We start from the raw sequence: 24,264 nt of genomic DNA, 5'->3' as shown, positions 1-24,264 counted from the left end.
TGTTAGTATCATTTATGTATTAAATTTTTGAATTTTTAGGAGGATACATATTATGAAAAAGAATAAAAAGTATAGATGGGGGATGAAATTAGCTACATTGGTTTTAAGTTCATCTGTACTTTTTTCAACAATTGACACAGCATCGGCGGCAACTTATGCAGTAAAATCTGGTGATTCTTTATGGAAGATTGCCAATCAGTACGGTGTTTCTTATCAAACTTTAATGAAATGGAATAACTTATCTTCTTCAACCATTCGCGTTGGACAAAAGTTAAACCTCAATACTACATCAACATCAACAGTTAAACCGAAACCAATATCTACACCTAAACCATCAGCTAGCATTGTACAAATTGCTAAAAAACAATTAGGCGTACGATACACATTTGGTGGAAGTAAACCGAGTACAGGCTTTGATTGCTCAGGCTATGTTACATACGTTTTTAATAATGCTGGCATTTCGACTGCTCGTAAGTCAGCAGCAGGTTTTTATAGTACAGCTAAAAAAGTAAGCTCACCCCAAGTAGGTGATTTAGTATTTTTCGCTAATACGTATAAAGCTGGTATCTCACATGTAGGCATTTATATTGGAAATAACCAAATGATCAGCGCCAGTGACGGTGGTGTTTCTGTCGCTAACATCAAGAGCACTTATTGGAAAAAACATTTTGCTGGATATGGTCGTTTATAGTGCAAAGAAAAACAGTTGGGATATCCCAACTGTTTTATTTTGCACTTATACATGCGCTACTTTTTTCGATTTTTTAATTATGCCTCGGCATAATTGCGTCCGGAGGCTTTAGGCCAACAGATGTTTTTTTGCGCTAAAGCGTAGTGCTAACGCAGCGTCAGCAGAGGGTTTTGTTTGTGCGGAAGCGCAGCGTCAGCAAGATGTAGGTCACTCAGTCGTTGCCACAGGACGTGGCGTTCTTAGACTGAGTTACTCTTTTCAGCGGATGTTTGCCCGCTGAAAGAAGTTAAACGCGCTAAATAAATGATAAAGACAACGACTAGTATGCCTGCTCCAATTAGATAAACAGAGCCATAGCCAGCTTGCACGGCCACCATTCCTAAAATATAAGAGCCAAGTGCAATGCCCATGTCAAACATCGTAAAGTACGTTGCGGTTGCATAACCACTACGTGTATGTGATGTAGACTGTACCGCTAATGCTTGTAAGCTTGTATTCACCGCTCCGTAGCCAATTCCAACAAAGATGGCTGCACATAAAAACAATGTCGGCCCTGAGACAAATGCTAGCATAACAAGTCCGATTGCAAAAAATAGTATCCCTGGCAGAATAACAAATTGCGGCCCTTTTGTATCATAAAGCTTACCTGTATATGGCCTTGTTATAAGCATTGCCGCTGCAAAAACCGCATAAAAAAGACTCGCAACATCCATTAAATCTTTTTGCTGTGCGTACACTGATAAAAACGATAAAACACTCGCATATGAAAAAGCTACTAAACTAGCAATAGCCGCTACCGGAAGTGCACGACGTTCAAATAAATCATTAAATTTAAATGTCAATTTACTTTGGTGTTCAGGCTTAGGTAAATCATCCGTTTTCATCGTTACAGCTAGGATGCCCCCTACTAATATGCAAATACTCATAACAATAAATAGTACATTAAAGCTGCTATATTGAATAAGTAGTAAACCGATAAATGGCCCTATAACTACAGCTAGGTTAGTAGACATTGTAAAATAGCCTAGACCTGCACCTTTCCGATTGGCTGGCACAATATCCGCTGCTAATGAGCCGGCTGCCGTTGTAATAATGCTAAAGAAGATCCCTTGAATAAAACGTAATCCTAGTAAAAGTCCAAAAGGATGTATAAATAAATATAAAACTGTACATAAAAAATAGCCGATAATTGAAATAACTAAAAGTTTTTTCTTCCCAAATACATCTAATAACTTACCAGAAAAGGGACGAACGATTATAGCCGATAATAAAAATCCTGACAGTAACAATCCCGCTTCCTTGTCAGTCTGGTGCAACTCACCAATCGCATAAAGCGGCAAAGTCGTTACTAACCCATAAAAAACAAAAAATACCGAGATATTTGTGAAAAAGAGACTAATAAATCGCTTCGTCCATATTTTTGTATTTCCCTCTTGCTGCATATCTATCAACCTTTCATTTTTTCCAATAAAATCATAAATTGCTGCTGTTCCTCTACAGTCAATGCCCCTACCATTTCTTCCTCAAATGCTAAAATGGTTTTAGTAATAACAGGCAAATGTTCCTCTGCATATGGTGATAAGGTGACAATTTTTTCTCGTTTATCTTCACCATCTACTCTTAGCACCCAGCCTAAAGTCTCGAGTCGCGTTATTGCTCTTGTTATACTCGGCGCTTCAACGTTTAAATACTTCCATATTTGTGTTAATGTCATTGGTCCGTGATTATGTAAGCAATATAAAATAGTCCATTGTGAGCTATACAAATTATGCTGTTTCAGTACTTCATTTAAACAATTCGTTATATAACGACTTTTTTGGAATAACGCATGAAATAAAGGATTCATGATTGTAACCTCCTACATTTATTTACCTAGCTAAATAAATACTATACGCCTCATTTTTTTCGTTGTAAAGCAAGCTGTTTATGTAGTGCATTTAGTGGCAATGATCCAGAGTCGATTGGCGCGGATTCTCACACAATTAACAGCGATTACACTACTTCTTCTAGCTTTTCTATACTATTAGAAGGGAATTATTTGAAAGTGTCGAATTTAGCTACTAGATTACAATAAAAGGAGATGGAAGCATGGGGAAAAAGGTATTAATAATTGCAGGAGACGCAGTTGAAGCTTTAGAAATTTTTTATCCTTATTATCGTTGCCTTGAGGCTGGCTATGATGTAACGATTGCAGCACCATCCGCAAAGAAGTTACAAACTGTATCGCACGATTTTGTCGATGGAGTTGATACTTACATTGAGCGTACAGCATATGGCTTAGAAGCGCACTCATCCTTTGCCGAAGTAGACCCAACACAATTTGACGGACTCATCATTCCTGGTGGACGAGCGCCGGAATACATTCGTTTAAATGAGCATGTTCCAGCACTAGTGACCCATTTCTTTGAAGCAAATAAACCAATCGCCGCTGTATGTCACGCAGCACAAATTTTCGCGACCATTCCAAAAGTTCTGCAAGGACGTGAGCTAACTGCTTATATTGCCTGCAAGCCAGAGGTTCAAGTAGCAGGAGGAACGTATATCGATGCTAATCTTCATACAGACGGCAATTTGATTAGTGGTCATGCATGGCCAGATTTACCTGGATTAATGCGAAAATTTATTCATAAGCTAGAAAACTAATAGAATGAGGATGCCTGAAGTTAGGCATCCTCTTATTTTATGAAGTGATTTCTTGGAATTCAACTTTTACTAATTTATTTGTATTGGTTACATATTTGATTCGAACTTGTACACCGAATTCCTTGTCACTTAGTTTTATCCAAAGCTTAAATTTCTCAATCGTGGTGTCTCCTTTAACCTCGCTTCCCTCATGCAAATAATCGAGGATTTTAGCTTGAGGGTATTTTGCCTGCGTTTCTTTTATCGCTACTTTTCCCCATTGAGCATGGGCTGGTATTTCTTGCTGAGCATAGACACTTGTTGGGAGGTAGGTTGATACGGCAAACAATACAAGAGAGAATCCTAGCATTACAAAAAATTTTCGCAAGTGAATCAACCTCTCATATTTTTTTGGGATAAAGTCGCCAAAACAGCATAAAATAAGTGCTCCCTAAGTATTTTTCCAATTTACTTAAGGAGCAGCTTTTATTATCTTTTGCTGGATTGTTTTGGCTGTTGAGGATTGTTATGAATTACTTGATTAAATTCGGCTGAATATTCTTCACGATCATTTCTTTTATGTGTATCTTCTTTCTTTTTCTTTTTGAAGCTTGTTTTACCCTTCTTTGCCATTTTTTTAGCCTCCACTATTTGTTTTTGTTGGACTGTTGATTTTTCTTATGGTTCGTTTTATTATCTTTATTTTTGGCCTTCGCATCGAATTCTGCAGAGAATTCTTCATTTAAATTGTCATTCGGGTTATTGTTATTACTATTTGATTGATCGAGGTCTATTTTTTTGTAGGTATCAAAAGGATTATGCGTTCTAATGTTCATTGTTTTATTGTTATTTTTGTTGTTTTTATTTGTATTTCTATTGCCCACGGATGTTCACCTCCTAATTGTAATGTGCTCAGGATAGAACGATTTATGCTTTGGGGATTACTGCAGGCATTGCCAAAAAAAAATGTACATCACCAATATTAATTAGTAATGCACATTGTATTTAGACAATCGTATATTCAGTTATATTTAATAATGCACCGACTGCGCCAGAAAAACCGTGGTCATTTATAAAGATTGGTGTATGTTTTTTCGTTCTTGTGTAATTGGCAATAACACGTGCAAGATGATCATTATTACTTAAAGTTGAACCGATATAAACGATATGCTGAGCATTTTTCTCTTCAGCATATTGAATACTAAGGGTAGTAATAACTTCACCAACAAGGCCTTGTACAGTTGCAATAATATCTTCTGTTGGATGTTTGACTGACTCGGTAATACCAACTTTACCAAAATTACTAGCTGTCAAATGCCCATCAATAGGTGTGTCCATCCCTTGGTAAATATCCTTTACAAGTAAATCAATACTTTCACGATTTCCCATAGAGGCCAGATTTCTTATTTCATTATAATCCGTGATTCCCGTTGTAAGCGCTGACAATCCAATCAATGTTCCACCACCAACGCCTGTCCCACCAACACGGACATGCGTATTATCTTCCATATAATGAATCGAAGTACCAGTACCAATATTCGTAATCATACTTCGCTCGAAAAAGTAGCCCTCTTTATGCAACAAAAATCGAACGCCCTTCAAAGTGGCTTCAAACTCTACTATATAATGAATCGATTTCATTGTTTTAATGACATCAAGTAATTGTTCCGTACGCCCTCCCGTAACTCCAATATCCTCAATATCTGGATGATTAATAATCCAATTCTTCACAGCGAGCAAATCATTTGACGGGAAAGTTGTTAAAACAAGCTCGTTATGCTCATCTAAATAAGCAACTTTTGTCAATGTTCCTCCTGCATCAATACCTATAGCCTTTGGCATACCATTCTCCTTTGACTTTACGTACAATCTCTATTTCAGATGGTGAGATATATACTAGATTTTGCTTTTATTCAAGAGGCTTTTAGATGCCAGTTGAATAACGTTCATGTCTCCACAAATGTCACGGATTTTGCAAGGAGTTATTGTGCCAAAATCCGATGTATTGTATTTAAGTACCGAAAGCAAACAACAGCAACAAATGTTTTCTGTGCGAAAGCGAAGCGGCAGCCGCAATTTCTCGAAAGATGAAGTTGCATATTTGTCCTTCCTAAACTTTAACGCTGTTGAAATAATTGTGCAATAACTTAGCAAACTTTCATGAAAAAAACACGAAAAACATCAAATTTCTACTATTATTTACGCGATTTTCGCCGCATTTTTATAACTTTAACATTATTCTATTAAAAAAACAAAAGAAGCGAAAATACGCTGATACATTTTCTCTTCTATAGAAATTCTTGCAATTAACGAGCCAGATATCCTCATCATTCACTAGGTAATTTTTGTCGCCAACTTAAACAATTTCTCCAGTGCCACCGCCATCTTTAACGCCCAACCTATACTATTCGCAACTTTGTTATCCATCCTTTCTATCCCATTTGAAAATAGTTAAATATAAATTGAACAATCTGTTTTATCTTTCTTCACTTTTACGATACGATATACTATAGATGCGTTACCATTTGAACGGAGGAATACAAGTGAAAGAGCAAAAGAAACTTTACAAAGAAGCGATGCAAGTTTTAAAGGAAACTAGTCGCACTTTTTATATACCAATTACTTTTTTAAAGAATGATTTAAAATTGTCTGTGGCAGCCGCATATTTAGCAATGCGCGCTATAGATGAGATTGAGGATCATGAAGAACTTTCAAATGATGTAAAATTTGATTTACTAACTGCAACAAGTGAATTATTAAAAGATACATTTAATGGCGAAGCTTATGAAGCATTATTAGCGCCATATGCAGATCAGCTACCTGAAGTATCTCTTCGTTTAGCAGATTGGCTAATATTTTGTCCTGAAGGCTCACGTAAAATTGTTCAAGCTTCAACGAGTGAAATGGCATTCGGGATGGCAAAATGGGCAAAGGCAAACTGGCAGGTGCATACGCGAGAGGATTTAGATGATTATACATACTACGTTGCAGGGCTTGTTGGGACAATGCTGTCTGAGCTTTGGGCGTGGGGTGCAGACATTCAAACAGATCGCGATTTAGCAATTGGCTATGGTCGAGGTCTCCAAGCGGTCAATATTTTACGCAATCAGCACGAAGATTTGGATGAGCGCGGCGTAAGTTTCGTTCCTGATGGCTGGACACGCGATGATTTATTTGCATACGCGGAGGAAAATCTTGCGAAAGCGGATCTTTATATGAAAGATATTAATAAACGAACAGTATTATTATTCTGTCGATTACCGCTTGCCTTAGCTCATAAAACATTAAAGGCAATGCAAGATGGTCGTGAAAAAATGACACGAGCAGAAGTAGAACAAACAGTTGAAGAGGTACAGGCCGACTAAAACCAGCTCCTTTAAAAAGAGCCCTAGTACGAAAAAAATTTCGTACTAGGGCTTTTTTATACTGTCTGTATTAGCTTAATCATAATTTCATAGCTAAAAAAGACTGAAAGCATAGTTAACAACATAAACACTACCTTTTCAGCTTTACTACCCGTTTTTGTAGTAAGGGGTAGACGCACTGAAATGGATACTGGGAAGAACAGCTTAACACCCTTCTTCGTCCCCATATCAAGAAGTATATGACTGGCCATCCCTAATAAAATACCTAGTGAAATGGCTTTGTAAGGAATAAATGTATGTAGTAGCATCCCAACTAGAAATAAACAAAGCAAACTATGTGTAAAGGAACGATGTCCAAACATAGTATTGACAATCTTTGAAATGATGGGAAGCTTCCTCCCAATTTTACTGCCGCCATGGCAAATATCTGGAAGTAATGCACCGATAACGCCTGCTCCTACTAAAACAAGCGGATTATCATTAGAAATTTGTGCAAAAGCAAGGCTTGCCGTGATGCCTCCGATAATATGTGTATTCCCTTGCATATTTACTTCCACTCCTTATGTCTCTATATTTTTACCTTTCTTAATTTATCACACCTCACCCCGAAAGGGAACATATATTCCGAACAAACAATCCCTTTTTTAAAAAAATTTACCCGAAATAAAAACCCTCATAAAAAATCAGAAACATTTCAGGTTCTTATTGTATATATAGGAGGATTAGAGATAAAAATGAGTATTGGAGGTTATTTATGAAATCTATCAAAGGAATTTTGTTTATTATACTAATCATGAGTGGTAGTGCTTTCCTATGGTATTTTGCTACACCTATAGAATCTATCCATGCTATTGCTATTAACAGGCTTAGTCATATTATTGGAGGCATGGCCATTACGGGCTTCTTTCTTGTCTTCTTTTTAGCAACAAGAATAAAAATTTTTGAGCGCTGGTTCCACGGGCTAGAGAATGTTTATTTTTATCATAAATATTTAGCAATATTTTCACTACTATTGGTGATTATCCATGGGCAATTACAAGGTTTAGTCCCCCGCTTCGATAAAGTAGAAAGAACTTCATTCAGTGAATTTGCGAAAGAACTAGGGTCACTTGGCCAATATGGCTTCATTGCTCTTATTTTAATTGCGCTTTTAGATAAATTTCTAAAATATGAACATTGGCGGATCTTTCATCGGTTATTGCTTATCCCTTATTCATTTGGAATTTATCATGCCTATTTTTCAAGCAGATACGATTTATTACAGCCTACACCTTTAGGAATTTTTACCGTAATAACTGCTACTATTGGATTTATGTCAGCATTATATATGTTGACGATGTATCAGGATATGTTTTTTAAATATAAAGGCAACATTACGGAGATCAAAAAATTGGGGCCAAATGTTATTGAACTGGAACTCACACTTGATAAAACATTACCATATCGACATGGACAATTTATTTTTATCAAGATTTTGCAAGATGGCATAGAAAAGGCGCCTCATCCATTTTCTATTTCGGGTGGCGATGGAAAAAAAGTAATTATCTCTATGAAGGTACTTGGTGATTTCACAAAAAAAGTATATGATGCCGTTCAACTAAATACACCAGTCACCCTCGATGGTCCATATGGTCATTTTAATTTTGAAAATGCGTCACAGCAACAAGTTTGGATAGCAGGTGGCATAGGCATTACTCCATTTTTATCTTATTTGCAATCACAGCCCGTCGATCGTAATATCGAGTTATTTTACACTTATCACGGTGAAGACAACGCAATCTATAAAGATTTTTTACAGGGGTATGCTCAAACTAATCAACAATTTAGAGTGAACTTTATTGATACTGCCCAAATGGATAGGCTTTCATTTGAACACTTTTCAGTGCCAGTGCATACGAGTATTTTTATGTGTGGCCCCCAAAAAATGCTTAAACATTTTGTCAAGCAATTGAAAACCTGCAATAAAGATATAAGCATTCACTTCGAAGCATTTAAATTTAAGTAATAATAAAAAATCATAAATTTAAAACTCTCTAATTCGAGCAATTTACTTGGAATTTTGAAAAGGATATCGTATAGTAAAAATCTCATCAAAATTAAAGGAGATTTTTTAACATGACTACAACTAAAAGTTATTTAAATAAAGTAATGCACGATCGAAAATCTGTTCGTAAATATGAGTCAAATTTTAAAATTTCACAATCTGAATTAGAGGAATTACTTGTTGAGGCAACCACCGCTCCATCATCGAGCAATTTACAACCATGGCGCTTTTTAGTCATCCAAAATGAAACAGTAAAAAAAGAACTACGTTTGATTGCTAATAACCAGGAGCAAGTAGAAACTGCTTCTGCTATCATTGCGGTATTAGGCGATACTGAAATGTACAATAATGTAGAGGAAGTCTATACAAAAAACTTCGAGCTTGGCTACATGGATGAAGCAACGAAAAATATGATGATTGAAAATTCATTAAAGCTTTATTCAAACCTTCCTAAAGAAGTTCTAAAAAGTATAGCTACATTTGATGCTGGCCTAATTTCTATGCAAATCATGCTTTTAGCAAAAGAAATGGGCTACGATACGGTTACAATGGGTGGCTTCAATAAAGAGGCTTTTGCGAAACACTTTGAATTAACAGATAATCTAGTGCCTATTGTCTTAATCGCCATCGGAAAAGCAGCAACACCGGCTTACGGCTCTTCTCGTTTAGCGTTAAATGACATTGCAAAATTCATTTAAGACTATAGAAAATGTTCTTTTTAGAATAAATATGATACACTGACTATAGAATAAAAAAGACTGGATGCGTTCACATCCAGCCAAAAGCAACAATCATGCCGCAAACATAACGGCTGACCAAGTTAAAGTTCATAGAATTAGCCACCTTACTTAGCCGGCAGGGTGGCTATTTCTTTTTATTTTGAGAGACAATAATGCTAAGCATCAGTGTAAGTACTGCAATTAGTAAAAGACTGCTCTGTACAATTAAACTGAATGCTTCAAATACTGTCATCCGCCTCACCCCCTTTCAAAAGGGAGTTCAGCCGCCACCTGCATTATGAATTGTTGCTATTGCTAGTCTACCAATTTTATGAAATATATTCTACGGAAAATCATCAGAAAATCCATGTTTTTTTAACTTGTATCGTTAGTCTGGTAAAAGACTATACTCTACATTTGCCGCTTCATGAGCGCGAATCCCGACTAAATTTGTGCCTAATATACACGTAGGAATGCCTTTGTTATTCTGGCAATTTAGCTAATGACTCTTTCAAAAGCTGCAGTTCGGGCATTGATAACGTAACACCCTTCCCCATTTTTGTATGATCGTCCGACCAATCTCTAATATCGTATTTCGGTTCACGATCATTCCAACTAATTAAATTCAATTCTTTTTTCCAGCCTTTATTACCCTCCGATAACACCGCAATCGTTTCAATAATTTCGTATTTAATTTCTGCCATATGTATTCCTCCTTAATGTATCTGTAATAAGAACTATATCTTGAAATAAAAGGATTATCAAACGTGACAACGCATGAAATAATGGAATTGTATAGAAACTAGATCGTGAAATCTGGACTTTTCTATGGCCTTCCTTAAAGAAATCAAATTATTACTTCAATTTGTGTGCTTTCTGTGGTTTCTATACTTCAAGTACTAATGGCAACAACCTTATTCCCAATTTAGTCTTTGCCCCATTGAAATTCCTTCAACGCTCATTAAAAAAGATGACGCCTGCACGATACAGTCATCATCTTTTTTTAGTTACCTAAAGCGTATTGTCTTTTACAAAGAGCACACATTATATTACTGTTAGTTTTTCTTTTTATTATTTTGTAGGCATCATTTCAATTTGATCAACAACGAATTCATTCTTGGCACTATCGAATTTATATGTGATATTGAAATCACCTACATATACTGGAGATACCCCTACAGATCCAGGCATGTTTAACTTTATTTTTTGATTTTCCATTGTATAAATAACTACACCGCCGAATGCAAGTTCATCTTGATTTAGATTTGGCGCTGGATCAAAATCATAATCAAATTTTGATTCTTTTCCTTGCGCTGTAGCTGTAATCGTTAATGTACCATCGTCATTTTTAACAACTTTTGATTTAATTTCATTAGCAACAATGTCTTCATAACTTTGTACTTTAATCTCTGATAAATCCTCAACATTAATAACATGAATATCATAGTTATCTAATCCTGTTCCTCGTCCCGTTTGGATTATAACTACGGCTTCTTCCTTATTATCATTTGTAAGATCTGTATAGAATAGCTGGGGTTTAGTTCCTGTATTAGGGATTTCCCAGTCAAAGTTTTTTTGTTTACCGTCAATATCCAAAACTACGCTTTTTATTTCATTGTTTTCTTCATTATGTGCGTAAAGTTTAACTTTTTTATCATCTGAAGCCTCAATTAATTTTGCATCATTCTGTTGCTCTGACTGCGTTGTTTCCTGTTCACCAGAAGCCTTTACTGTACTTGTTGTTGACTTATCTAAACTGCATCCAGATAGTGTAAAAATACTCAACAACATCAATATTCCAATTTCTTTTTTCAATTTCTATGCGCCCCTTCGCCTATTATTTTACACGTGCTACATGCAATATAACATGTACTCTCTCCAACTGTAAAATAAAGGATATGAACAACATTCATTATTAAAATAACATCACCGAAGGCTTTAGGACAACAGATATTCTTTTGTGCTAAAGCGTAGTGCCAACGTAGCAGTAACAACAAATGTCTTTTGTATGAAAGCGCAGTGCCAACGTTGCGGCAGCAACATTACTACCGAACTAGGAAGTAACGACAAGGTTAAGCCATCCTTTGTCATTACTTCCTTTTTTGGTTCAATCACTAATTTCAGGGTTGTCTTATAACCCGATAACAAAAACACATTATTATTATCAATAATAGCTTCACAAAAATGATGTGAATATGTTATTACCATTAAATTCCGGATATCATTTACTGTAGATTTATTACTTTAGCACTGTTATCATAAAAAAGTATTTTTTTAGAAAGGAGGTTATCTTGTGTACGATTCTTATTATTACGATGATTTTGATGCGGCTCTCGGAGGTATATTTATCATTATTGTGTTAATTGGCCTTGTGTTGGGTATTGTAAGTTATGTTATTAGTTCACTCATTTATTATAAGGCGTCAAAAATAAATGGTTTTAGCGATCTAGCTTATATTGCATGGATTCCAATTATTAACGTTTATAGCCTTTTCTTATTAACTGCAAAGGGTGAAGATAACGCAACTGTTCGTGGTGCAGCGAAAAAGAATGCTCTTATTTACGTAGGATTAATACTAGTTTCATTTATCCCGCTTATAGGTATTATTGCTTCATTAGGTCTTTTGGGCTTTACTTTGTATTTCACGTATCGCCTCTTCTATCGTTGGACTGGTGAAACTGGCAAAGCTATACTTTATATCATTTTATCATTCATTACATTCGGACTATTCTATTATATTTACGGCTTAATGAAAATGAATAAACCTTTCGTTGCATAAATACATATGCAAGTACAAAAACCTCTTTAAACCTTTAAAAGGGTTTAAGAGGTTTTGAACTTATTTATACTATAGAATCTCCTGATTTTTAGGGAAGACCTTATCTCACGTTTGTACCGTTTGGAAAACCGTTACATCCACTCAAAAGAGTAACAATCAAAATGGATAAAATTATTTTTTTCATTCCATCACCCCTATAAATAAAATTATAGAATCGATCATAGTAATGTTCTTCAGTATCCTATGTAAATGTAAATGTAAATGTATATCATTATAATTTTAGCTTCCCTCTTCATCCTTTACTTCAATTAAATATATACCTTTCGAAAACCCTCCGCGTCGCCTCTTCTTCCGAGTACGTATTTGTTCTAATTGTTTGTAGGAAACATCGTACATTTGTATAGCTGTATGTACTAGTTCTAAAATATCCGCAAGTTCCTCAATGGCTTCTTTTGGAGAGGCTGCCTTTTGAAATTCTAATGCTTCTTCTTGCATTTTCACTTTTATTTCTTCTAAATGTTCACTCTGCTCTAATATTCTTATGTTACATGTTTTATCCCTCGCTTCAATTACTTGTGGAATTAAATCACGTACTAATTTATTGTATATTGGCATGTCCCCTGTCTCCCTTGTAACATCTTATTTTTCACCATATTTCTGCTGAATCGTTTGAATATGTTGTTTTTTGACTTCATCGGATACTTGCATTTGAGGCACAAGCTTATTGTAAATTGCTTGAATATCGTCTTGAGAGAAAAGCTGTCTTGCAGTTTGCTTTTGCGTTTGGATAAAACGCCTTAAATTCTCTCGTTTTATAATATGTACATTTTGGGAAGTTACCGCCACTTTTTTCAAAGTACAGCGCTCACTAAAGACAATGACTGAATGAATTGCTTCTATCGGAAGTTCTAGGAAATCTTGAATTGCACGTATATGCGTAGCATTTTGACGGATTGGATTGAAAAATTTATATTTTTTCTTATTCGGCATTGTTTGTGTCCATTGCTGTTGTGTTTCATTGCCAAAAATCCAACCACTATAGTTTTTGGACTCAATCACATATAGTCCCGTTCGATCAATAAATAGAAGGTCAATTTCCGTTAATTCTTCTGAATTTCTCTTTGGAACATATACATTTAATAATTGCCTATGGCTTTGTAAGGCATGCTTCTCAATAATTCTCGATGTTAAGTATTCACCATTTCTCCCTTTATTGAATTTAACTGCAAAGAAATTATTTTTTGTCAGTTTATAATAGACACTTTTTCGATAATTTTTGTCCATGAGGTAAAAGCTTAAAACTAGTAATACAAAGAAAATAATTAACAACATAAATCCCCCTATCTCATTATTTTTTCACTCCATAAAAAACAATAATTCCCAAAACCATTATACCAATTTTACCAATTATGTTTTTACATTCTTCAATTATTTCCCTTATCAATTACCACCGTATTTTTGAAAAGGAAGTTAGCTATTAAAAAGTATGCTATACTTTAATTAGAATATTTAGAATCTACAAAATTTAATGCAAAGGGGTTTGATGATAGTGTATGAAAATATTTTAAGACATCCTGGGCCTACTCCTATCCCAAAAAAGGTACAGCTTGCGATGAATCGTGATATTATTAGTCATCGAAGCAATGAATTTGTGGAGCTTTACCGCGAAACCATTGAATTAGTAAAACCTGTCTTCGGGACAAAACAGGATATTTTACTCCTTCCATCAGGTGGTACGGCTGCTTTAGAAGCTGCAGCGATTAACACTGTTTCTGCAGGTGAAAATGTTGTTGTAATCACTGTTGGAGCTTTCGGAGACTATTTCGTTTCAATTTGTGAGAAATACGGCTTTCATGTACATAAGCTTGAAAAAGAATGGGGACAAGCTTGCACAGCTAAAGAGCTACGAGAATTTTTGCAGCCGTTACAAGATATTAAAGCTGTTTTTATCACATTTAATGAAACTTCGACTGGGATCATAAACCCAATTGCTGAATTAGCACAAGTTATTCGTGAAGAAACGGATGCATTATGTATTGTCGATGGTGTTAGTTGCATAGGTGGAGCTCCTGCTGAAATGGATGCTTGGGGCATCGATATTCTTGTTACGGGCTCTCAAAAAGCCATGATGCTACCTCCTGGACTTTCCTTAGTCAGTGTAAGCGAAAGAGCTTGGAAAGTTATTGAAGAAAATAAAACACCATCCTATTATTTAAACTTATTGAGCTATCGTAGCTGGGCAGAAAAAGGAATGACTCCAAATACGCCTACTGTCACATTAATATATGGACTCCACGAGGTATGTAAGCTTATAGAGGAAGAAGGAGGCATTGAACATACAATTGCTCGCCATGAACTAATGAAAAACATGGTTCGTCACGCAATGAACGCCCTTAATATTGAACTTCTCACTACTGATGAGCATGCTTCTCCGACCATAACAGCAATTATGGCACCAAAAGGAATAGCACTTGGAGACTTCTTGTCGCATTTAAAGCAGCAATATCATTTAGATTTCGCTGGAGGACTTGGTCATTTGCAGGGTAAAATTTTTAGATTCGGTCATATGGGCTATTGTTTCCCAAGTGATATTTTACAGGCTATTTCTTTAATGGAGGCATCACTTCAAGACTTTGAATATGACTTTGAGCTAGGTGCAGGTGTGCGGGCAGCACAGGAAGTATTTTTATCCGCTCAGCGAAAACATTGCCACAATAAAGTGAAACTTTAATCAGCGGGGTCTTCTTCATCCCTAGAGGTTAGTCTTTACGTATCGGGCTTATGCAAGCAGTTTATCTCTCACATCAAACTGGTTGTTTTCACTCTTACTGCTTGTAATGTAGGATAAAGCTTCAAACCTTCAAATCTGTGTATGGATTTGGAGGTTTGTTTATTTATTTGAGTTAATTTCATAAATTTAATCCCTTTAGTTTCAATGAATCCGAAACAAACTTTTCATTATAGCTCTTTATATTGGGGCCGGGACATAAATAGTCTCAAGAAGAAGTGAAAAAAGTGAAATCGCGTCGTCGATTTCACTTTCTTCGAAAGATATTAATAGTTTACAAATTTTATTTGAGTAATGTGAGAGTTGTTGCGATTGCATTGTCAATAAATGATTTTTGTGGTTGAGATTTCATCATCACTGTTAATCCAATTAACGCCACAATTAGAGCCTGCGCTAAAGACTTTGCATCCGTTTCTTTCTCTAACTCACCCGATTGAATTCCTCGTTCAATTGTCTCCTGAAAAATGACGGCTAAATAAAGTTGATGTTCTCTCGTTAAGATTTCAAATCTCTCATCATGAGGAGCTAGTTCAACCATTGTATTGATGCAAAAACAGCCGTTACTAAGATCTTTCGTATATTCAGCAGCAATCACTTCTTCAAAAAAATTAGCAAATGCCTGTTTTACAGAAGAATGACCTTGAAGTCTAGCTCTTATTTCAGCTGCACGAGACGTCGTATACCTACGAAGTGCTGTTTCGAATAGTTCTTTCTTATCACCAAAGGTTGAATAAATACTCGGACGTTGAATCCCCATTCTAGCAGTGAGATCACTTAAAGAAGTAGCTTCATAGCCCTTCTCCCAAAATAACTGCATGGCAGCCTCTAAAACTTTTTCCTCATCAAATTCACGGGTTCTTGCCATAAAAAATCCACCTCCATTGTTTAAGAGTTAGTGAGTTTGTCACTTTAAAATTTAAAATACCAAACAGTATGTAAATATTGTATAATCAGCTGCTTTTATTGTCAATTTCCATTGTATTAGGTAAATGGGAAGTAAAATAATTTCAAATAAATCCTTGACATTATAAACAGAGCTAAGATATATTTACCAATAATCATATTGTACCGAACGGTATGTTATGATTAAAATCTAATAACGAACGGAGGAAATGGTGTGGACAATGATCTGAGGCAAGAAGTGGTTGCATCTGTGATGAATCTACAACCTTCTATGTCTAAAACTGTAACTTTATTATTCGCAACAGCCTGCGGAATGTCTGTCGCCAATATTTATTTCGCACAGCCGTTGCTTGATCAATTGTCTAATGAATTTAATATTGATCACTCAACAATAGGTATTGTAATTACCATCACGCAGATCTTTTATGGGTTAGGCTTATTACTGCTGGTGCCTCTTGGAGATTTACTAAACCAGCGACGCTTGATTATCGGACAGATGCTATTATCCACAACAGCATTGGTTATAGTTAGTACCGCTTCTTTTAGCGTGGTGCTTTTTACAGGTATGGCCTTAGCAGGTCTACTTGCAGTTGTGACGCAGACACTTGTGGCGTTTGCAGCAACTATGGCTTCCCCTACAGAACGTGGACGCGTTGTTGGTATTGTAACAAGCGGAATCGTCATTGGCATTTTGCTTGCTCGAACCTTCGCTGGTCTATTAACAGACCTTACAGGATGGCGCTCCGTCTATCTAGTCTCTGCCATCCTTATGCTTGTAATGGTTTGTATGTTTCTGAAGGTCTTACCAAAGGTTGAGCGTGAAGTAAGATCACTCCCCTATCATCAGCTAATTAAATCAGTGTTCACTCTATTTATGCAAGAAAGAACATTACGTATCCGCTCAGTTCTTGCCATGCTAATTTTTGCTGATTTCAGTATTTTGTGGACTTCACTTGTTCTGCCACTTAGTGCGCCACCATTAGCTCTTTCACATAGTGTAATTGGCGCATTTGGCCTCGTTGGAGTGGCTGGTGCACTAGCTGCTGCACAGGCCGGGAAACTGGCTGATCGAAGTTACGGACAAAGAACGACAGGTATTGCTTTAGTTCTTTTACTCATTTCATGGTTTTTTATCAACTATCTAGAACAGTCGTTATTGGCATTAATTGTAGGTATTGTATTGCTTGATTTGGCCGTGCAGGCAGTACATGTCACTAATCAGACGATGATTCTTCCATTACGTACAGAGGCACGGAGTCGACTTACTGCTGGATATATGATGTTTTATTCCATCGGAAGTGCTGGTGGCTCAATCGCTTCTACACAGATGTATGCACACTTTGGTTGGGGAGGGGTTTGTTTCCTCGGAGCTTTAATCAGTGCATTTGCCCTTATTTTTTGGGCTACGACTAAACGGTTAACAAAATATTAAAGTTGATTTGGAGAGATAACAAATGGAAATAGGAATTACTTCTTTTGTAGAAACAAAACCAGATGTTCATAGTGGTGAAGTGATTAGTCATGCACAACGTTTGCGTGAAGTAGTTGAAGAAATCATTCTTGCAGATCAGGTGGGATTGGATGTGTTTGGTGTTGGCGAGCACCATCGAGAAGATTATGCTGCCTCCTCTCCAGCAATGGTGCTATCTGCTGCAGCTCCACAAACAAAAAGGATTCGGCTTACAAGTGCAGTAACAGTTCTATCTTCAGCTGATCCCGTACGTGTCTTTCAAGATTTTTCCACATTAGATGGACTATCAAATGGGCGTGCTGAGATTATGGCAGGTCGTGGTTCCTTTATCGAATCCTTCCCCTTGTTCGGCTACAATTTAAATGATTATGATGAACTATTTGAGGAACATTTGGACTTACTCCTCAAAATTCGCGAGTCAGAAAAAGTAGTATGGGAAGGTAGACATCGACCAGCAATCAATAATTTAGGTGTGTATCCAAGACCTGTTCAAAACTCCTTACCAATATGGGTTGGCAGTGGAGGAAATCAACAATCTGCCATCTGTGCAGGACTTTTAGGATTACCACTTATGCTAGCAATCATCGGTGGCAGTCCAATGCAGTTTGCACCTATCGTACAGCTCTATAAAAAGGCAGCTGCTCAAGCAGGGCATGATCTATCAAAACTTCAGGTTGGATCTCATTCAATAGGTTTCGTCGGCCCGAATACTGACTGGGCAGCGGATACATTTTTCCCATCAACGAAGGCGGGCATGAATAAATTGGGCAAAGAAAGAGGTTGGCGATATTATGATCGCTCTAGCTATGATGCTGCACGCAGTTTTGAAGGGGCGTTATATGTAGGTGATCCAGATACAGTTGCTGAAAAAATCATCCATCTTCGTAAACACGTAGGGATTACACGTTTTATGCTGTATGTACCATTAAGTACAATGCCACATGATCAAGTTATGCAAGCTATAGAATTGCTCGGAACAAAAGTTGCTCCTCGTGTACGTGAGGAAGTTGCCAAATGGGAGGCGAAAATGGCACTAGAAGGGCTTCCATTTCTTTAAGATATCTTTTTTAACAGGAGGAATTTATATGACGATAAACAACCGAGTCTTACCAGAATTAAGACAGGCTTACTCCCAATTTCCAGGGTTTCGGTTGGAGAAAGATTTAGCATGGAGTCGAAATTTCTTGTCCACCCCACCTTCGAAGAAGTCAGAACTTGTACACACATCAAATCGTATGATTCCCAGAGGTGATGGAAACGAGATGTTGGTTAAAATTTATGAACCTGTTGAACGAAATATCAACCAGCTTCCAGCGATGCTTTGGATTCATGGCGGTGGTTTCGTTATGGGACACCCTGATATGGATGATATTTTATGTGAACGCTTTGTTCAGACTGCTAATTGCGTTGTCGTTTCGGTAGATTATCGACTCGCTCCTGAGCATCCCTACCCGGCAGCTATAGAAGATTGTTATGCAGGGTTAGTATGGATGACAACTGAGGCATCTGCACTTGGCATCGATGTCAAACGGGTGGCGATTGCAGGCGCAAGTGGTGGCGGAGGGCTAACAGCAGCTCTAGCATTAATGGCTCGCGATAAAGAAGGACCCTCAATTATATTCCAGATGCCACTGTATCCAATGCTTGATAACCGAAATGAAGCACCTTCCAGCTACGAGATTACCGCGGATCATGCAACGTGGAGTAGAATTAATAATTTGATCGCTTGGCGTATGTATTTAGGCGAGGAAAAGGACACCCATGAGCTATCTCCGTATGCGGTCCCTTCAAGAGCAGATAATTTAGCAGGATTACCTCCAACTTATACATGTATAGGTCAACTCGATTTATTCCGAGATGAAACCATTGAATACGTGACACGTCTTGCCCAAGCAGGAGTAGATGTTGAATTCCACCTCTACCCTGGTAGCTTCCATTGCTTTGAAGTCTTTGTGCCAGATGCGGAAGTAAGTCAACGAGCTAGTCAGAATTATTTAGATGCTATGGCACGCGCTCTTTATTCTTAATATCGAATAGCCCTAAACTTCAAATGAAGCCCTCTCCCCTACTGACTGATTTAACTGTGTAAGAGAACGATAAACCTAAGTAAAATTTCAATTTAGGCCAATATTTCATTGTATGATCGACTGAATAATCTTTTAAAGCTAGAATTATGAATATAAGTGCATTTTCAAAAGCTAAAAGTGTTATACTAATAAGCACGTTATAAATTGAGGAGTTAGACAGTATGAAATATTTTAAACCACAAATGCAGCAACTTGTGAAAGAAAACCGTGAATTACATGATCGCCTAAAAGAGTTAATGGCCGAAATGGATTTGCAAAAAAATTATGCTTTAAAAGCGCTATATCACGCTGAAGTAGCGGACGGTGGACGCTATCAGCAAGATTATCAAGCGTTGGACTATTTATATAAATAACTCTCAATGAGCAAAAACACTTTTAATAATTGCCATTAATGAATAAATATTTGAGATCAATTTTTTAAAAGTAATAAACGCAAGAATGTTAATTCCGATCGCATTCTTGCGTTTTCTTATTAAATACCTTAATCATCAATTCTTGCTGCTTGCACTATCTTTGCCATGTATTCCTCACGCATTTCCACCGGCACCATACTTCCACCTGTTGCCCAAACAAGATGGGTAGCTTGCTCCATCTTATTAACTAAATCATGCTTTTCTAAATAACTTTGTCCATTTTTCATTAACTGAATTGGTCCGAACATCCCTGCATGTGCAGATGGCTCTAAAAATAACTCTTCAACTTCCATAGTTATTGCAAGCGATTTAAATAATTCCTCATCTTTTACCGTGTAGCAGCCACTAATATAAGTTTCCATTACTTTCCCAACGAACTTAGACGCGCGGCCAACAGCAAGGCCATCTGCTTCAGTTTTATTATCAAGACCAATATCTTCTACACTGATGGCGTCATGTAAACCTGTCATTAAACCAATTGTCATACAAGGAGAAGCTACGGGCTCAGCGAAGAAAATATGGGCATGTTCTCCAAAAATTTCACGTACGCCGTATGCAACACCGCCTGGTCCACCACCTACACCACACGGCAAATACACGAACAATGGATGGGTTTCATCCACTGTAACATTCGTCTTTTCAAACTGGGCTTTTAAACGCTTCGCCGCCACTGCATAGCCAGCAAATAAGTCCTTCGAATTCTCATCATCAATGAAATGGCACTTAGGGTCTAGTTCAGCTTCTCGACGCCCTTGTTCCACAGCAACGCTATAATCAGCTACATATTCAATCACTGTCGCACCTTTTTCACGCAGCAATGCTTTTTTCCACTCTTTTGCATCACTCGACATATGTACAACGACATTAAAGCCGAGTTTTTTGCCCATAATGCCGATACTTAATCCTAAATTACCTGTAGAACCTACAGCAATTGTGTATTGCTGGAAGAATGATTGAAAATCATCTGTTGCCAACACTGCATAATTGTCCTCTTTTGTTAGTTTGCCACTAGCGATGGCAAGGCGCTCTGCATGCCTTAATACTTCAAAAATACCCCCACGAGCTTTAATAGAGCCTGAAATTGGCAAGGTATGATCACATTTTAAGATCAACTGACCTGGTATTAAAACGTCAAATTCCTTTTCAAGAGCTTTCTTTATCAAAGCTATGTCTTGTATTGATGATTCAATAAGTCCTTTACTTTTCAAAAGCTCAGGAAATGCAATAGTTAAATAGGAAGAAAAACGTTTAAGTGTTTCTTCTGCTTCCTCAACCTCTTTCATTGAAAAAAGATTGGTTTCCCCCCTTTTTTTTCGATTTGTATTTTCCCATAGCACAGTTTCATGATTCGCTAGCTCTTCTAATCTCGAAAATCGGTTAAATAGTTCGTGTTTTAGTTCATTTTTCACCTTTAGATTCCTCCACTTTTTGAGCTGAAATCGCTCGTTCACAAATTTGTCGAAATTTCAATTCGAACGAAATATTGTTTTCTTGTGTTCGTTTTTTCGGTCCTCTCGTACGACCACCTGCACGTCTAATTTTTTGTCCAACATGGCGCATATCGAGCAAACGTTCGATGTTTTCATCGGACATCTCTCGTCCATTTTGATCGATTGGATAACCACCTCTTGCCAAAACCATTGCTGCTAACCCGTAATCCTGTGTAATGACAATATCATGTTTTGAAAGCGCATTCACTAGCGTAAAATCAACCGAATCTGGCCCCTTAGGAACAATAATTGTTATTACATTATCACGTTCAACACGATGGGATGTATCGCAAAACAAGATTGTTTCAATCTCAAACTCAGATGATATGGATAGTGCTAAATCCACGACTGGACAAGCATCAGCGTCAATTAAAACCTTTACAATAAAGCATCATTCCTTTCTCATAATTAGATAGATCAATCACATTATTATTATTTTAATATAATAAATTCCCGCTCCCATTTGTTCAGTTTTTCACAAACTTAAGACTGTTAAAAAAAGTATTTTATTGAATAGTGTGAAAAATAGATATACGATACACCTATCAACTAACTGGAGGTTTTTTACTATGACAACTGTAACTGTAAGCAACGAACAATTAGCAAAAGAATACGTTGATGGCGTATTTGAGCAACTAAAAAACCAAAATAGTTATCAAGCAGAGTTCTTACAAGCAGCTGAAGAAATTTTTATTTCATTAGTGCCTGTATTTGCACAACACCCTGAATATATAAAAGCCAATATCTTATCTCGTATCGTTGAGCCAGATCGAATCATTTCCTTCCGTGTTGCTTGGCAAGATGATAACAATCAAGTTCAAGTAAACCGTGGTTACCGTGTGCAATACAATAACGTTATGGGGCCATACAAAGGCGGCCTTCGCTTCCACCCTTCCGTAAATGAATCCATTATCAAATTCTTAGGCTTTGAACAAATTTTTAAAAATGCTTTAACAGGCCAACCAATCGGTGGTGGTAAAGGTGGCTCAAACTTTGACCCTAAAGGTAAGTCAGATTCAGAAATCATGCGTTTCTGTCAAGCATTCATGACTGAATTATACCGCCATATTGGTCCTGATGTCGATGTTCCAGCAGGTGATATCGGTGTTGGCGCTCGTGAAGTTGGCTATTTATGGGGTCAATATAAGCGTATAACAAAAGCAAGTGAATCTGGTGTATTAACAGGAAAAATTCCTGGCTATGGTGGCTCTTTAGCACGTAAAGAGGCAACTGGTTATGGTACTGTTTATTTTGTAAATGAAATGCTACAAGATGCTAACGATTCATTCGAGGGTAAAACAGTTGTAGTTTCTGGCTCTGGTAACGTTTCAACATATGCAATTGAAAAAGCACAATCCTATGGTGCAAAAGTTGTTGCTTGCTCTGACTCTTCAGGCTATATTTACGATCCAGAAGGTTTAGACCTTGATGCAATTAAAGAAATTAAAGAAGTAAAAGGCGATCGTATTTCCACTTACTTAAACTATCGTCCAAATGCTACATTTAAAGAAGGCTGCACGGGTATCTGGACGATTCCTTGTGATATCGCGCTTCCATGTGCTACTCAAAATGAAATTAATGGCGATTCGGCTCGTACTTTAATTGAAAACGGCGTAAAAGCTATTGGTGAAGGTGCAAACATGCCATCAGATTTAGAAGCAATTAACGAATTTTTAAATGCGGGCGTATTATTCGGTCCTGCAAAAGCGGCTAATGCCGGAGGTGTTGCAGTATCTGCTCTTGAAATGGCGCAAGATTCAAGTCGCGTATTCTGGTCATTTGAAAAAGTAGATGCTAAATTACACGAAATTATGAAAAATATTTACGCAGATAGTAAAGCTGCTGCTGAAAAATATGGTTACCCCGGGAACCTTGTAATTGGCGCGAACATCGCTGGCTTCGTAAAAGTTGCTGATGGTATGCTTGCTGAAGGCGTATATTAATAACTTTAGCCCACTCTAAGATGATAACGAATATTCGTTATCATCTTATTTTTTAATAAAAAGAGCGTTGGAACACACGTTAAATTTACATTAAAACGAACAATTTTACTATTAAACAATAAAAACATTCGTGTTATAATATTGGAGTACTACGACATATTGGAGGGTTTTTTGTGGAATTATTGTATACAGGTAAAACGAAAAATGTGTTCAAGTTAGAAGATGGTCATTACTTATTAAAATTTAAAGATGATGTAACTGGTGAAAACGGCGTATTCGATCCAGGTGCTAATACTGTTGGATTAACAATCGACGGTGCTGGTTTGGCTGGTCTTCGCTTAACTTCTTATTTCTACTCAAAACTAAACGAACAAGGTGTTCCTACTCACTATGTTGATGCAAACTTCAACGATGCAACAATGACGGTAAAACCTGCAACTGTTTTCGGTAAAGGGTTAGAGGTCATTTGCCGTTTCAAGGCAGTAGGATCTTTCTTACGTCGCTATGGTGCTTACGTGAAAGAAGGACAAGACTTAGATTCTTTCGTAGAAGTTACCATCAAAGATGATGATCGACTAGATCCACCTATTTCTGAAGATGCTTTAGCAATGTTAGACCTGTTAACACACGAAGAATATGCAATTTTAAAACAACGTACGATTGAAATTGCTAAATTTGTTGCTGCAGAACTTGCCAAAAAAGGGTTAACCCTTTATGATATTAAATTAGAATTTGGCCGTGATGCTCAAACAAATGAAATTTTATTAATAGATGAAATTTCAGGTGGTAATATGCGCGCTTACAAAGGCGAACAATACATAGAGCCATTAGAGCTTGAAAAAATTATGTTAGCTGAATAAAAAAACCATTCTATTAATATGCTATGTAAGAGTAGTTACGAGTAATCAAAAGAGTCGCTTTTTTGCGGCTCTTTTTGTTACTAAAATGA

The 24,264-nt window shown here is 36.9% G+C and carries 29 protein-coding genes; 13 read left to right on the top strand and 16 right to left on the bottom strand.

All coding sequences use genetic code 11. The features are described from left to right. The first annotated feature begins 52 nt into the window (after window positions 1-52). Window positions 53-691, top strand: coding sequence for a C40 family peptidase (locus ACFTQ7_RS07720; protein ID WP_386827995.1), 639 nt, complete (start codon window positions 53-55; stop codon window positions 689-691). Window positions 692-930: 239 nt separating this feature from the next. On the opposite strand, the gene ACFTQ7_RS07715 is transcribed toward ACFTQ7_RS07720, so the two are convergent. Continuing rightward, complete coding sequence (locus ACFTQ7_RS07715; protein WP_386827994.1) at window positions 931-2,133, bottom strand: MFS transporter; 1,203 nt, start codon at window positions 2,131-2,133, stop codon at window positions 931-933. Window positions 2,134-2,138: 5 nt separating this feature from the next. Then, on the bottom strand, window positions 2,139-2,537 hold the full coding sequence (locus ACFTQ7_RS07710) for a MarR family winged helix-turn-helix transcriptional regulator (RefSeq protein WP_386827993.1): 399 nt from the start codon (window positions 2,535-2,537) through the stop codon (window positions 2,139-2,141). Window positions 2,538-2,779: 242 nt separating this feature from the next. Here ACFTQ7_RS07710 and ACFTQ7_RS07705 point away from each other — a divergent pair, with 242 nt between their 5' ends. Continuing rightward, window positions 2,780-3,334 (top strand): DJ-1/PfpI family protein, encoded by a 555-nt coding sequence (locus ACFTQ7_RS07705; protein WP_386827992.1) that lies wholly within the window; start codon window positions 2,780-2,782, stop codon window positions 3,332-3,334. Window positions 3,335-3,371: 37 nt separating this feature from the next. Here the strand turns inward: ACFTQ7_RS07705 and ACFTQ7_RS07700 are convergent, their stop codons facing one another. The 4 genes from ACFTQ7_RS07700 to coaW form a co-directional block, all read right to left on the bottom strand. Beyond that, complete coding sequence (locus ACFTQ7_RS07700; protein ID WP_349658808.1) at window positions 3,372-3,701, bottom strand: DUF3889 domain-containing protein; 330 nt, start codon at window positions 3,699-3,701, stop codon at window positions 3,372-3,374. Window positions 3,702-3,802: 101 nt separating this feature from the next. Next, the gene (locus ACFTQ7_RS07695; protein WP_170938888.1) at window positions 3,803-3,946 is read right to left on the bottom strand and encodes a hypothetical protein; all 144 of its coding nucleotides are present in this window, start codon (window positions 3,944-3,946) and stop codon (window positions 3,803-3,805) included. 14 nt (window positions 3,947-3,960) lie between these two features. Beyond that, window positions 3,961-4,197, bottom strand: a complete 237-nt coding sequence (locus tag ACFTQ7_RS07690) for a hypothetical protein (RefSeq protein ID WP_386827991.1) — start codon at window positions 4,195-4,197, stop codon at window positions 3,961-3,963. A gap of 121 nt (window positions 4,198-4,318) precedes the next feature. Then, window positions 4,319-5,155: a type II pantothenate kinase gene (gene coaW / locus ACFTQ7_RS07685; protein ID WP_386827990.1), complete on the bottom strand. Its 837-nt coding sequence runs from the start codon at window positions 5,153-5,155 to the stop codon at window positions 4,319-4,321. Between the two features lie 701 nt (window positions 5,156-5,856). Between coaW and ACFTQ7_RS07680 the strand changes: the two genes are divergently transcribed. After that, on the top strand, window positions 5,857-6,678 hold the full coding sequence (locus tag ACFTQ7_RS07680; protein WP_386827989.1) for a squalene/phytoene synthase family protein: 822 nt from the start codon (window positions 5,857-5,859) through the stop codon (window positions 6,676-6,678). A 56-nt stretch (window positions 6,679-6,734) separates the two neighbouring features. Here the strand turns inward: ACFTQ7_RS07680 and ACFTQ7_RS07675 are convergent, their stop codons facing one another. Beyond that, entirely contained in the window at window positions 6,735-7,223 is a 489-nt protein-coding gene (locus ACFTQ7_RS07675; RefSeq protein ID WP_386827988.1) for a metal-dependent hydrolase, read from the bottom strand. A gap of 209 nt (window positions 7,224-7,432) precedes the next feature. Here ACFTQ7_RS07675 and ACFTQ7_RS07670 point away from each other — a divergent pair, with 209 nt between their 5' ends. Both ACFTQ7_RS07670 and ACFTQ7_RS07665 read left to right on the top strand, forming a co-directional pair. Beyond that, window positions 7,433-8,683: a ferredoxin reductase family protein gene (locus ACFTQ7_RS07670; protein ID WP_386827987.1), complete on the top strand. Its 1,251-nt coding sequence runs from the start codon at window positions 7,433-7,435 to the stop codon at window positions 8,681-8,683. A gap of 110 nt (window positions 8,684-8,793) precedes the next feature. Then, window positions 8,794-9,420 (top strand): nitroreductase family protein, encoded by a 627-nt coding sequence (locus ACFTQ7_RS07665; RefSeq protein WP_386827986.1) that lies wholly within the window; start codon window positions 8,794-8,796, stop codon window positions 9,418-9,420. Window positions 9,421-9,586: 166 nt separating this feature from the next. On the opposite strand, the gene ACFTQ7_RS07660 is transcribed toward ACFTQ7_RS07665, so the two are convergent. The 3 genes from ACFTQ7_RS07660 to ACFTQ7_RS07650 all read right to left on the bottom strand — a co-directional run bounded on the left by ACFTQ7_RS07660 (window position 9,587) and on the right by ACFTQ7_RS07650 (window position 11,256). Further along, window positions 9,587-9,694: a putative holin-like toxin gene (locus ACFTQ7_RS07660; protein WP_240518187.1), complete on the bottom strand. Its 108-nt coding sequence runs from the start codon at window positions 9,692-9,694 to the stop codon at window positions 9,587-9,589. Between the two features lie 229 nt (window positions 9,695-9,923). Next, entirely contained in the window at window positions 9,924-10,145 is a 222-nt protein-coding gene (locus ACFTQ7_RS07655; RefSeq protein ID WP_349658815.1) for a YdbC family protein, read from the bottom strand. A gap of 367 nt (window positions 10,146-10,512) precedes the next feature. After that, window positions 10,513-11,256, bottom strand: coding sequence for a hypothetical protein (locus ACFTQ7_RS07650; RefSeq protein ID WP_386827985.1), 744 nt, complete (start codon window positions 11,254-11,256; stop codon window positions 10,513-10,515). A gap of 478 nt (window positions 11,257-11,734) precedes the next feature. On the opposite strand from ACFTQ7_RS07650, the gene ACFTQ7_RS07645 reads away from it, so the two are divergent. Continuing rightward, window positions 11,735-12,220, top strand: a complete 486-nt coding sequence (locus ACFTQ7_RS07645; RefSeq protein ID WP_386827984.1) for a hypothetical protein — start codon at window positions 11,735-11,737, stop codon at window positions 12,218-12,220. Between the two features lie 100 nt (window positions 12,221-12,320). On the opposite strand, the gene ACFTQ7_RS07640 is transcribed toward ACFTQ7_RS07645, so the two are convergent. The 3 genes from ACFTQ7_RS07640 to ACFTQ7_RS07630 all read right to left on the bottom strand — a co-directional run bounded on the left by ACFTQ7_RS07640 (window position 12,321) and on the right by ACFTQ7_RS07630 (window position 13,552). Continuing rightward, window positions 12,321-12,404, bottom strand: coding sequence for a lipoprotein (locus ACFTQ7_RS07640; RefSeq protein ID WP_386828013.1), 84 nt, complete (start codon window positions 12,402-12,404; stop codon window positions 12,321-12,323). Between the two features lie 95 nt (window positions 12,405-12,499). Further along, window positions 12,500-12,835, bottom strand: a complete 336-nt coding sequence (locus ACFTQ7_RS07635) for a pyrophosphohydrolase domain-containing protein (protein ID WP_386827983.1) — start codon at window positions 12,833-12,835, stop codon at window positions 12,500-12,502. A 24-nt stretch (window positions 12,836-12,859) separates the two neighbouring features. Next, a complete protein-coding gene (locus tag ACFTQ7_RS07630) occupies window positions 12,860-13,552 on the bottom strand; it encodes an NERD domain-containing protein (protein WP_386827982.1) in 693 nt (230 codons plus the stop codon). Between the two features lie 217 nt (window positions 13,553-13,769). On the opposite strand from ACFTQ7_RS07630, the gene ACFTQ7_RS07625 reads away from it, so the two are divergent. Continuing rightward, entirely contained in the window at window positions 13,770-14,951 is a 1,182-nt protein-coding gene (locus ACFTQ7_RS07625; protein ID WP_386827981.1) for a pyridoxal-phosphate-dependent aminotransferase family protein, read from the top strand. A gap of 340 nt (window positions 14,952-15,291) precedes the next feature. On the opposite strand, the gene ACFTQ7_RS07620 is transcribed toward ACFTQ7_RS07625, so the two are convergent. Further along, window positions 15,292-15,873 carry a TetR/AcrR family transcriptional regulator gene (locus tag ACFTQ7_RS07620; RefSeq protein ID WP_386827980.1) on the bottom strand — a complete coding sequence of 194 codons (582 nt, stop codon included), beginning with the start codon at window positions 15,871-15,873 and terminating at the stop codon, window positions 15,292-15,294. A gap of 291 nt (window positions 15,874-16,164) precedes the next feature. Here ACFTQ7_RS07620 and ACFTQ7_RS07615 point away from each other — a divergent pair, with 291 nt between their 5' ends. The 4 genes from ACFTQ7_RS07615 (at window position 16,165) to ACFTQ7_RS07600 (ending at window position 19,822) form a co-directional block, all read left to right on the top strand. Further along, complete coding sequence (locus tag ACFTQ7_RS07615; protein WP_386828012.1) at window positions 16,165-17,343, top strand: MFS transporter; 1,179 nt, start codon at window positions 16,165-16,167, stop codon at window positions 17,341-17,343. 22 nt (window positions 17,344-17,365) lie between these two features. Continuing rightward, window positions 17,366-18,439, top strand: a complete 1,074-nt coding sequence (locus tag ACFTQ7_RS07610; RefSeq protein WP_386827979.1) for an LLM class flavin-dependent oxidoreductase — start codon at window positions 17,366-17,368, stop codon at window positions 18,437-18,439. A 28-nt stretch (window positions 18,440-18,467) separates the two neighbouring features. Further along, the gene (locus ACFTQ7_RS07605; RefSeq protein ID WP_386827978.1) at window positions 18,468-19,409 is read left to right on the top strand and encodes an alpha/beta hydrolase; all 942 of its coding nucleotides are present in this window, start codon (window positions 18,468-18,470) and stop codon (window positions 19,407-19,409) included. A 221-nt stretch (window positions 19,410-19,630) separates the two neighbouring features. Next, window positions 19,631-19,822: a hypothetical protein gene (locus tag ACFTQ7_RS07600; RefSeq protein WP_053482024.1), complete on the top strand. Its 192-nt coding sequence runs from the start codon at window positions 19,631-19,633 to the stop codon at window positions 19,820-19,822. 128 nt (window positions 19,823-19,950) lie between these two features. Here the strand turns inward: ACFTQ7_RS07600 and ACFTQ7_RS07595 are convergent, their stop codons facing one another. Further along, window positions 19,951-21,291 carry a D-serine ammonia-lyase gene (locus ACFTQ7_RS07595; RefSeq protein WP_386827977.1) on the bottom strand — a complete coding sequence of 447 codons (1,341 nt, stop codon included), beginning with the start codon at window positions 21,289-21,291 and terminating at the stop codon, window positions 19,951-19,953. After that, window positions 21,281-21,757, bottom strand: a complete 477-nt coding sequence (locus tag ACFTQ7_RS07590; RefSeq protein ID WP_386828011.1) for a YaiI/YqxD family protein — start codon at window positions 21,755-21,757, stop codon at window positions 21,281-21,283. Before ACFTQ7_RS07590 ends, ACFTQ7_RS07595 begins: the two co-directional genes overlap by 11 nt. Window positions 21,758-21,941: 184 nt before the next feature. Between ACFTQ7_RS07590 and gdhA the strand changes: the two genes are divergently transcribed. Both gdhA and ACFTQ7_RS07580 read left to right on the top strand, forming a co-directional pair. After that, a complete protein-coding gene (gene gdhA / locus ACFTQ7_RS07585) occupies window positions 21,942-23,315 on the top strand; it encodes an NADP-specific glutamate dehydrogenase (protein WP_386827976.1) in 1,374 nt (457 codons plus the stop codon). 173 nt (window positions 23,316-23,488) lie between these two features. Beyond that, on the top strand, window positions 23,489-24,175 hold the full coding sequence (locus ACFTQ7_RS07580; RefSeq protein ID WP_197144151.1) for a phosphoribosylaminoimidazolesuccinocarboxamide synthase: 687 nt from the start codon (window positions 23,489-23,491) through the stop codon (window positions 24,173-24,175). Window positions 24,176-24,264 lie beyond the last annotated feature (89 nt).

Origin of the sequence: Lysinibacillus sp. NPDC056959 (assembly GCF_042674095.1) — a bacterium.
Classification (GTDB): Bacteria; Bacillota; Bacilli; order Bacillales_A; family Planococcaceae; genus Lysinibacillus; species Lysinibacillus zambalensis.
Note: the sequence above shows the minus strand (reverse complement) of the source record. Positions and strands in the feature narration are given on the sequence as shown.

Bases quoted from the DNA above. Each gene is read 5' to 3' on its own strand.
- ACFTQ7_RS07660 (WP_240518187.1), bottom strand. From the start codon at position 9,694: ATGACAGTATTTGAAGCATTCAGTTTAATTGTACAGAGCAGTCTTTTA.
- ACFTQ7_RS07665 (WP_386827986.1), top strand. From the start codon at position 8,794: ATGACTACAACTAAAAGTTATTTAAATAAAGTAATGCACGATCGAAAA.
- ACFTQ7_RS07715 (WP_386827994.1), bottom strand. From the start codon at position 2,133: ATGCAGCAAGAGGGAAATACAAAAATATGGACGAAGCGATTTATTAGT.
- ACFTQ7_RS07670 (WP_386827987.1), top strand. From the start codon at position 7,433: ATGAAATCTATCAAAGGAATTTTGTTTATTATACTAATCATGAGTGGT.
- ACFTQ7_RS07675 (WP_386827988.1), bottom strand. From the start codon at position 7,223: ATGCAAGGGAATACACATATTATCGGAGGCATCACGGCAAGCCTTGCT.
- ACFTQ7_RS07630 (WP_386827982.1), bottom strand. From the start codon at position 13,552: ATGTTGTTAATTATTTTCTTTGTATTACTAGTTTTAAGCTTTTACCTC.
- ACFTQ7_RS07655 (WP_349658815.1), bottom strand. From the start codon at position 10,145: ATGGCAGAAATTAAATACGAAATTATTGAAACGATTGCGGTGTTATCG.
- ACFTQ7_RS07705 (WP_386827992.1), top strand. From the start codon at position 2,780: ATGGGGAAAAAGGTATTAATAATTGCAGGAGACGCAGTTGAAGCTTTA.
- ACFTQ7_RS07600 (WP_053482024.1), top strand. From the start codon at position 19,631: ATGAAATATTTTAAACCACAAATGCAGCAACTTGTGAAAGAAAACCGT.
- gdhA (WP_386827976.1), top strand. From the start codon at position 21,942: ATGACAACTGTAACTGTAAGCAACGAACAATTAGCAAAAGAATACGTT.
- ACFTQ7_RS07610 (WP_386827979.1), top strand. From the start codon at position 17,366: ATGGAAATAGGAATTACTTCTTTTGTAGAAACAAAACCAGATGTTCAT.
- ACFTQ7_RS07710 (WP_386827993.1), bottom strand. From the start codon at position 2,537: ATGAATCCTTTATTTCATGCGTTATTCCAAAAAAGTCGTTATATAACG.
- ACFTQ7_RS07620 (WP_386827980.1), bottom strand. From the start codon at position 15,873: ATGGCAAGAACCCGTGAATTTGATGAGGAAAAAGTTTTAGAGGCTGCC.
- ACFTQ7_RS07695 (WP_170938888.1), bottom strand. From the start codon at position 3,946: ATGGCAAAGAAGGGTAAAACAAGCTTCAAAAAGAAAAAGAAAGAAGAT.
- coaW (WP_386827990.1), bottom strand. From the start codon at position 5,155: ATGCCAAAGGCTATAGGTATTGATGCAGGAGGAACATTGACAAAAGTT.
- ACFTQ7_RS07720 (WP_386827995.1), top strand. From the start codon at position 53: ATGAAAAAGAATAAAAAGTATAGATGGGGGATGAAATTAGCTACATTG.
- ACFTQ7_RS07635 (WP_386827983.1), bottom strand. From the start codon at position 12,835: ATGCCAATATACAATAAATTAGTACGTGATTTAATTCCACAAGTAATT.
- ACFTQ7_RS07615 (WP_386828012.1), top strand. From the start codon at position 16,165: ATGAATCTACAACCTTCTATGTCTAAAACTGTAACTTTATTATTCGCA.
- ACFTQ7_RS07640 (WP_386828013.1), bottom strand. From the start codon at position 12,404: ATGAAAAAAATAATTTTATCCATTTTGATTGTTACTCTTTTGAGTGGA.
- ACFTQ7_RS07605 (WP_386827978.1), top strand. From the start codon at position 18,468: ATGACGATAAACAACCGAGTCTTACCAGAATTAAGACAGGCTTACTCC.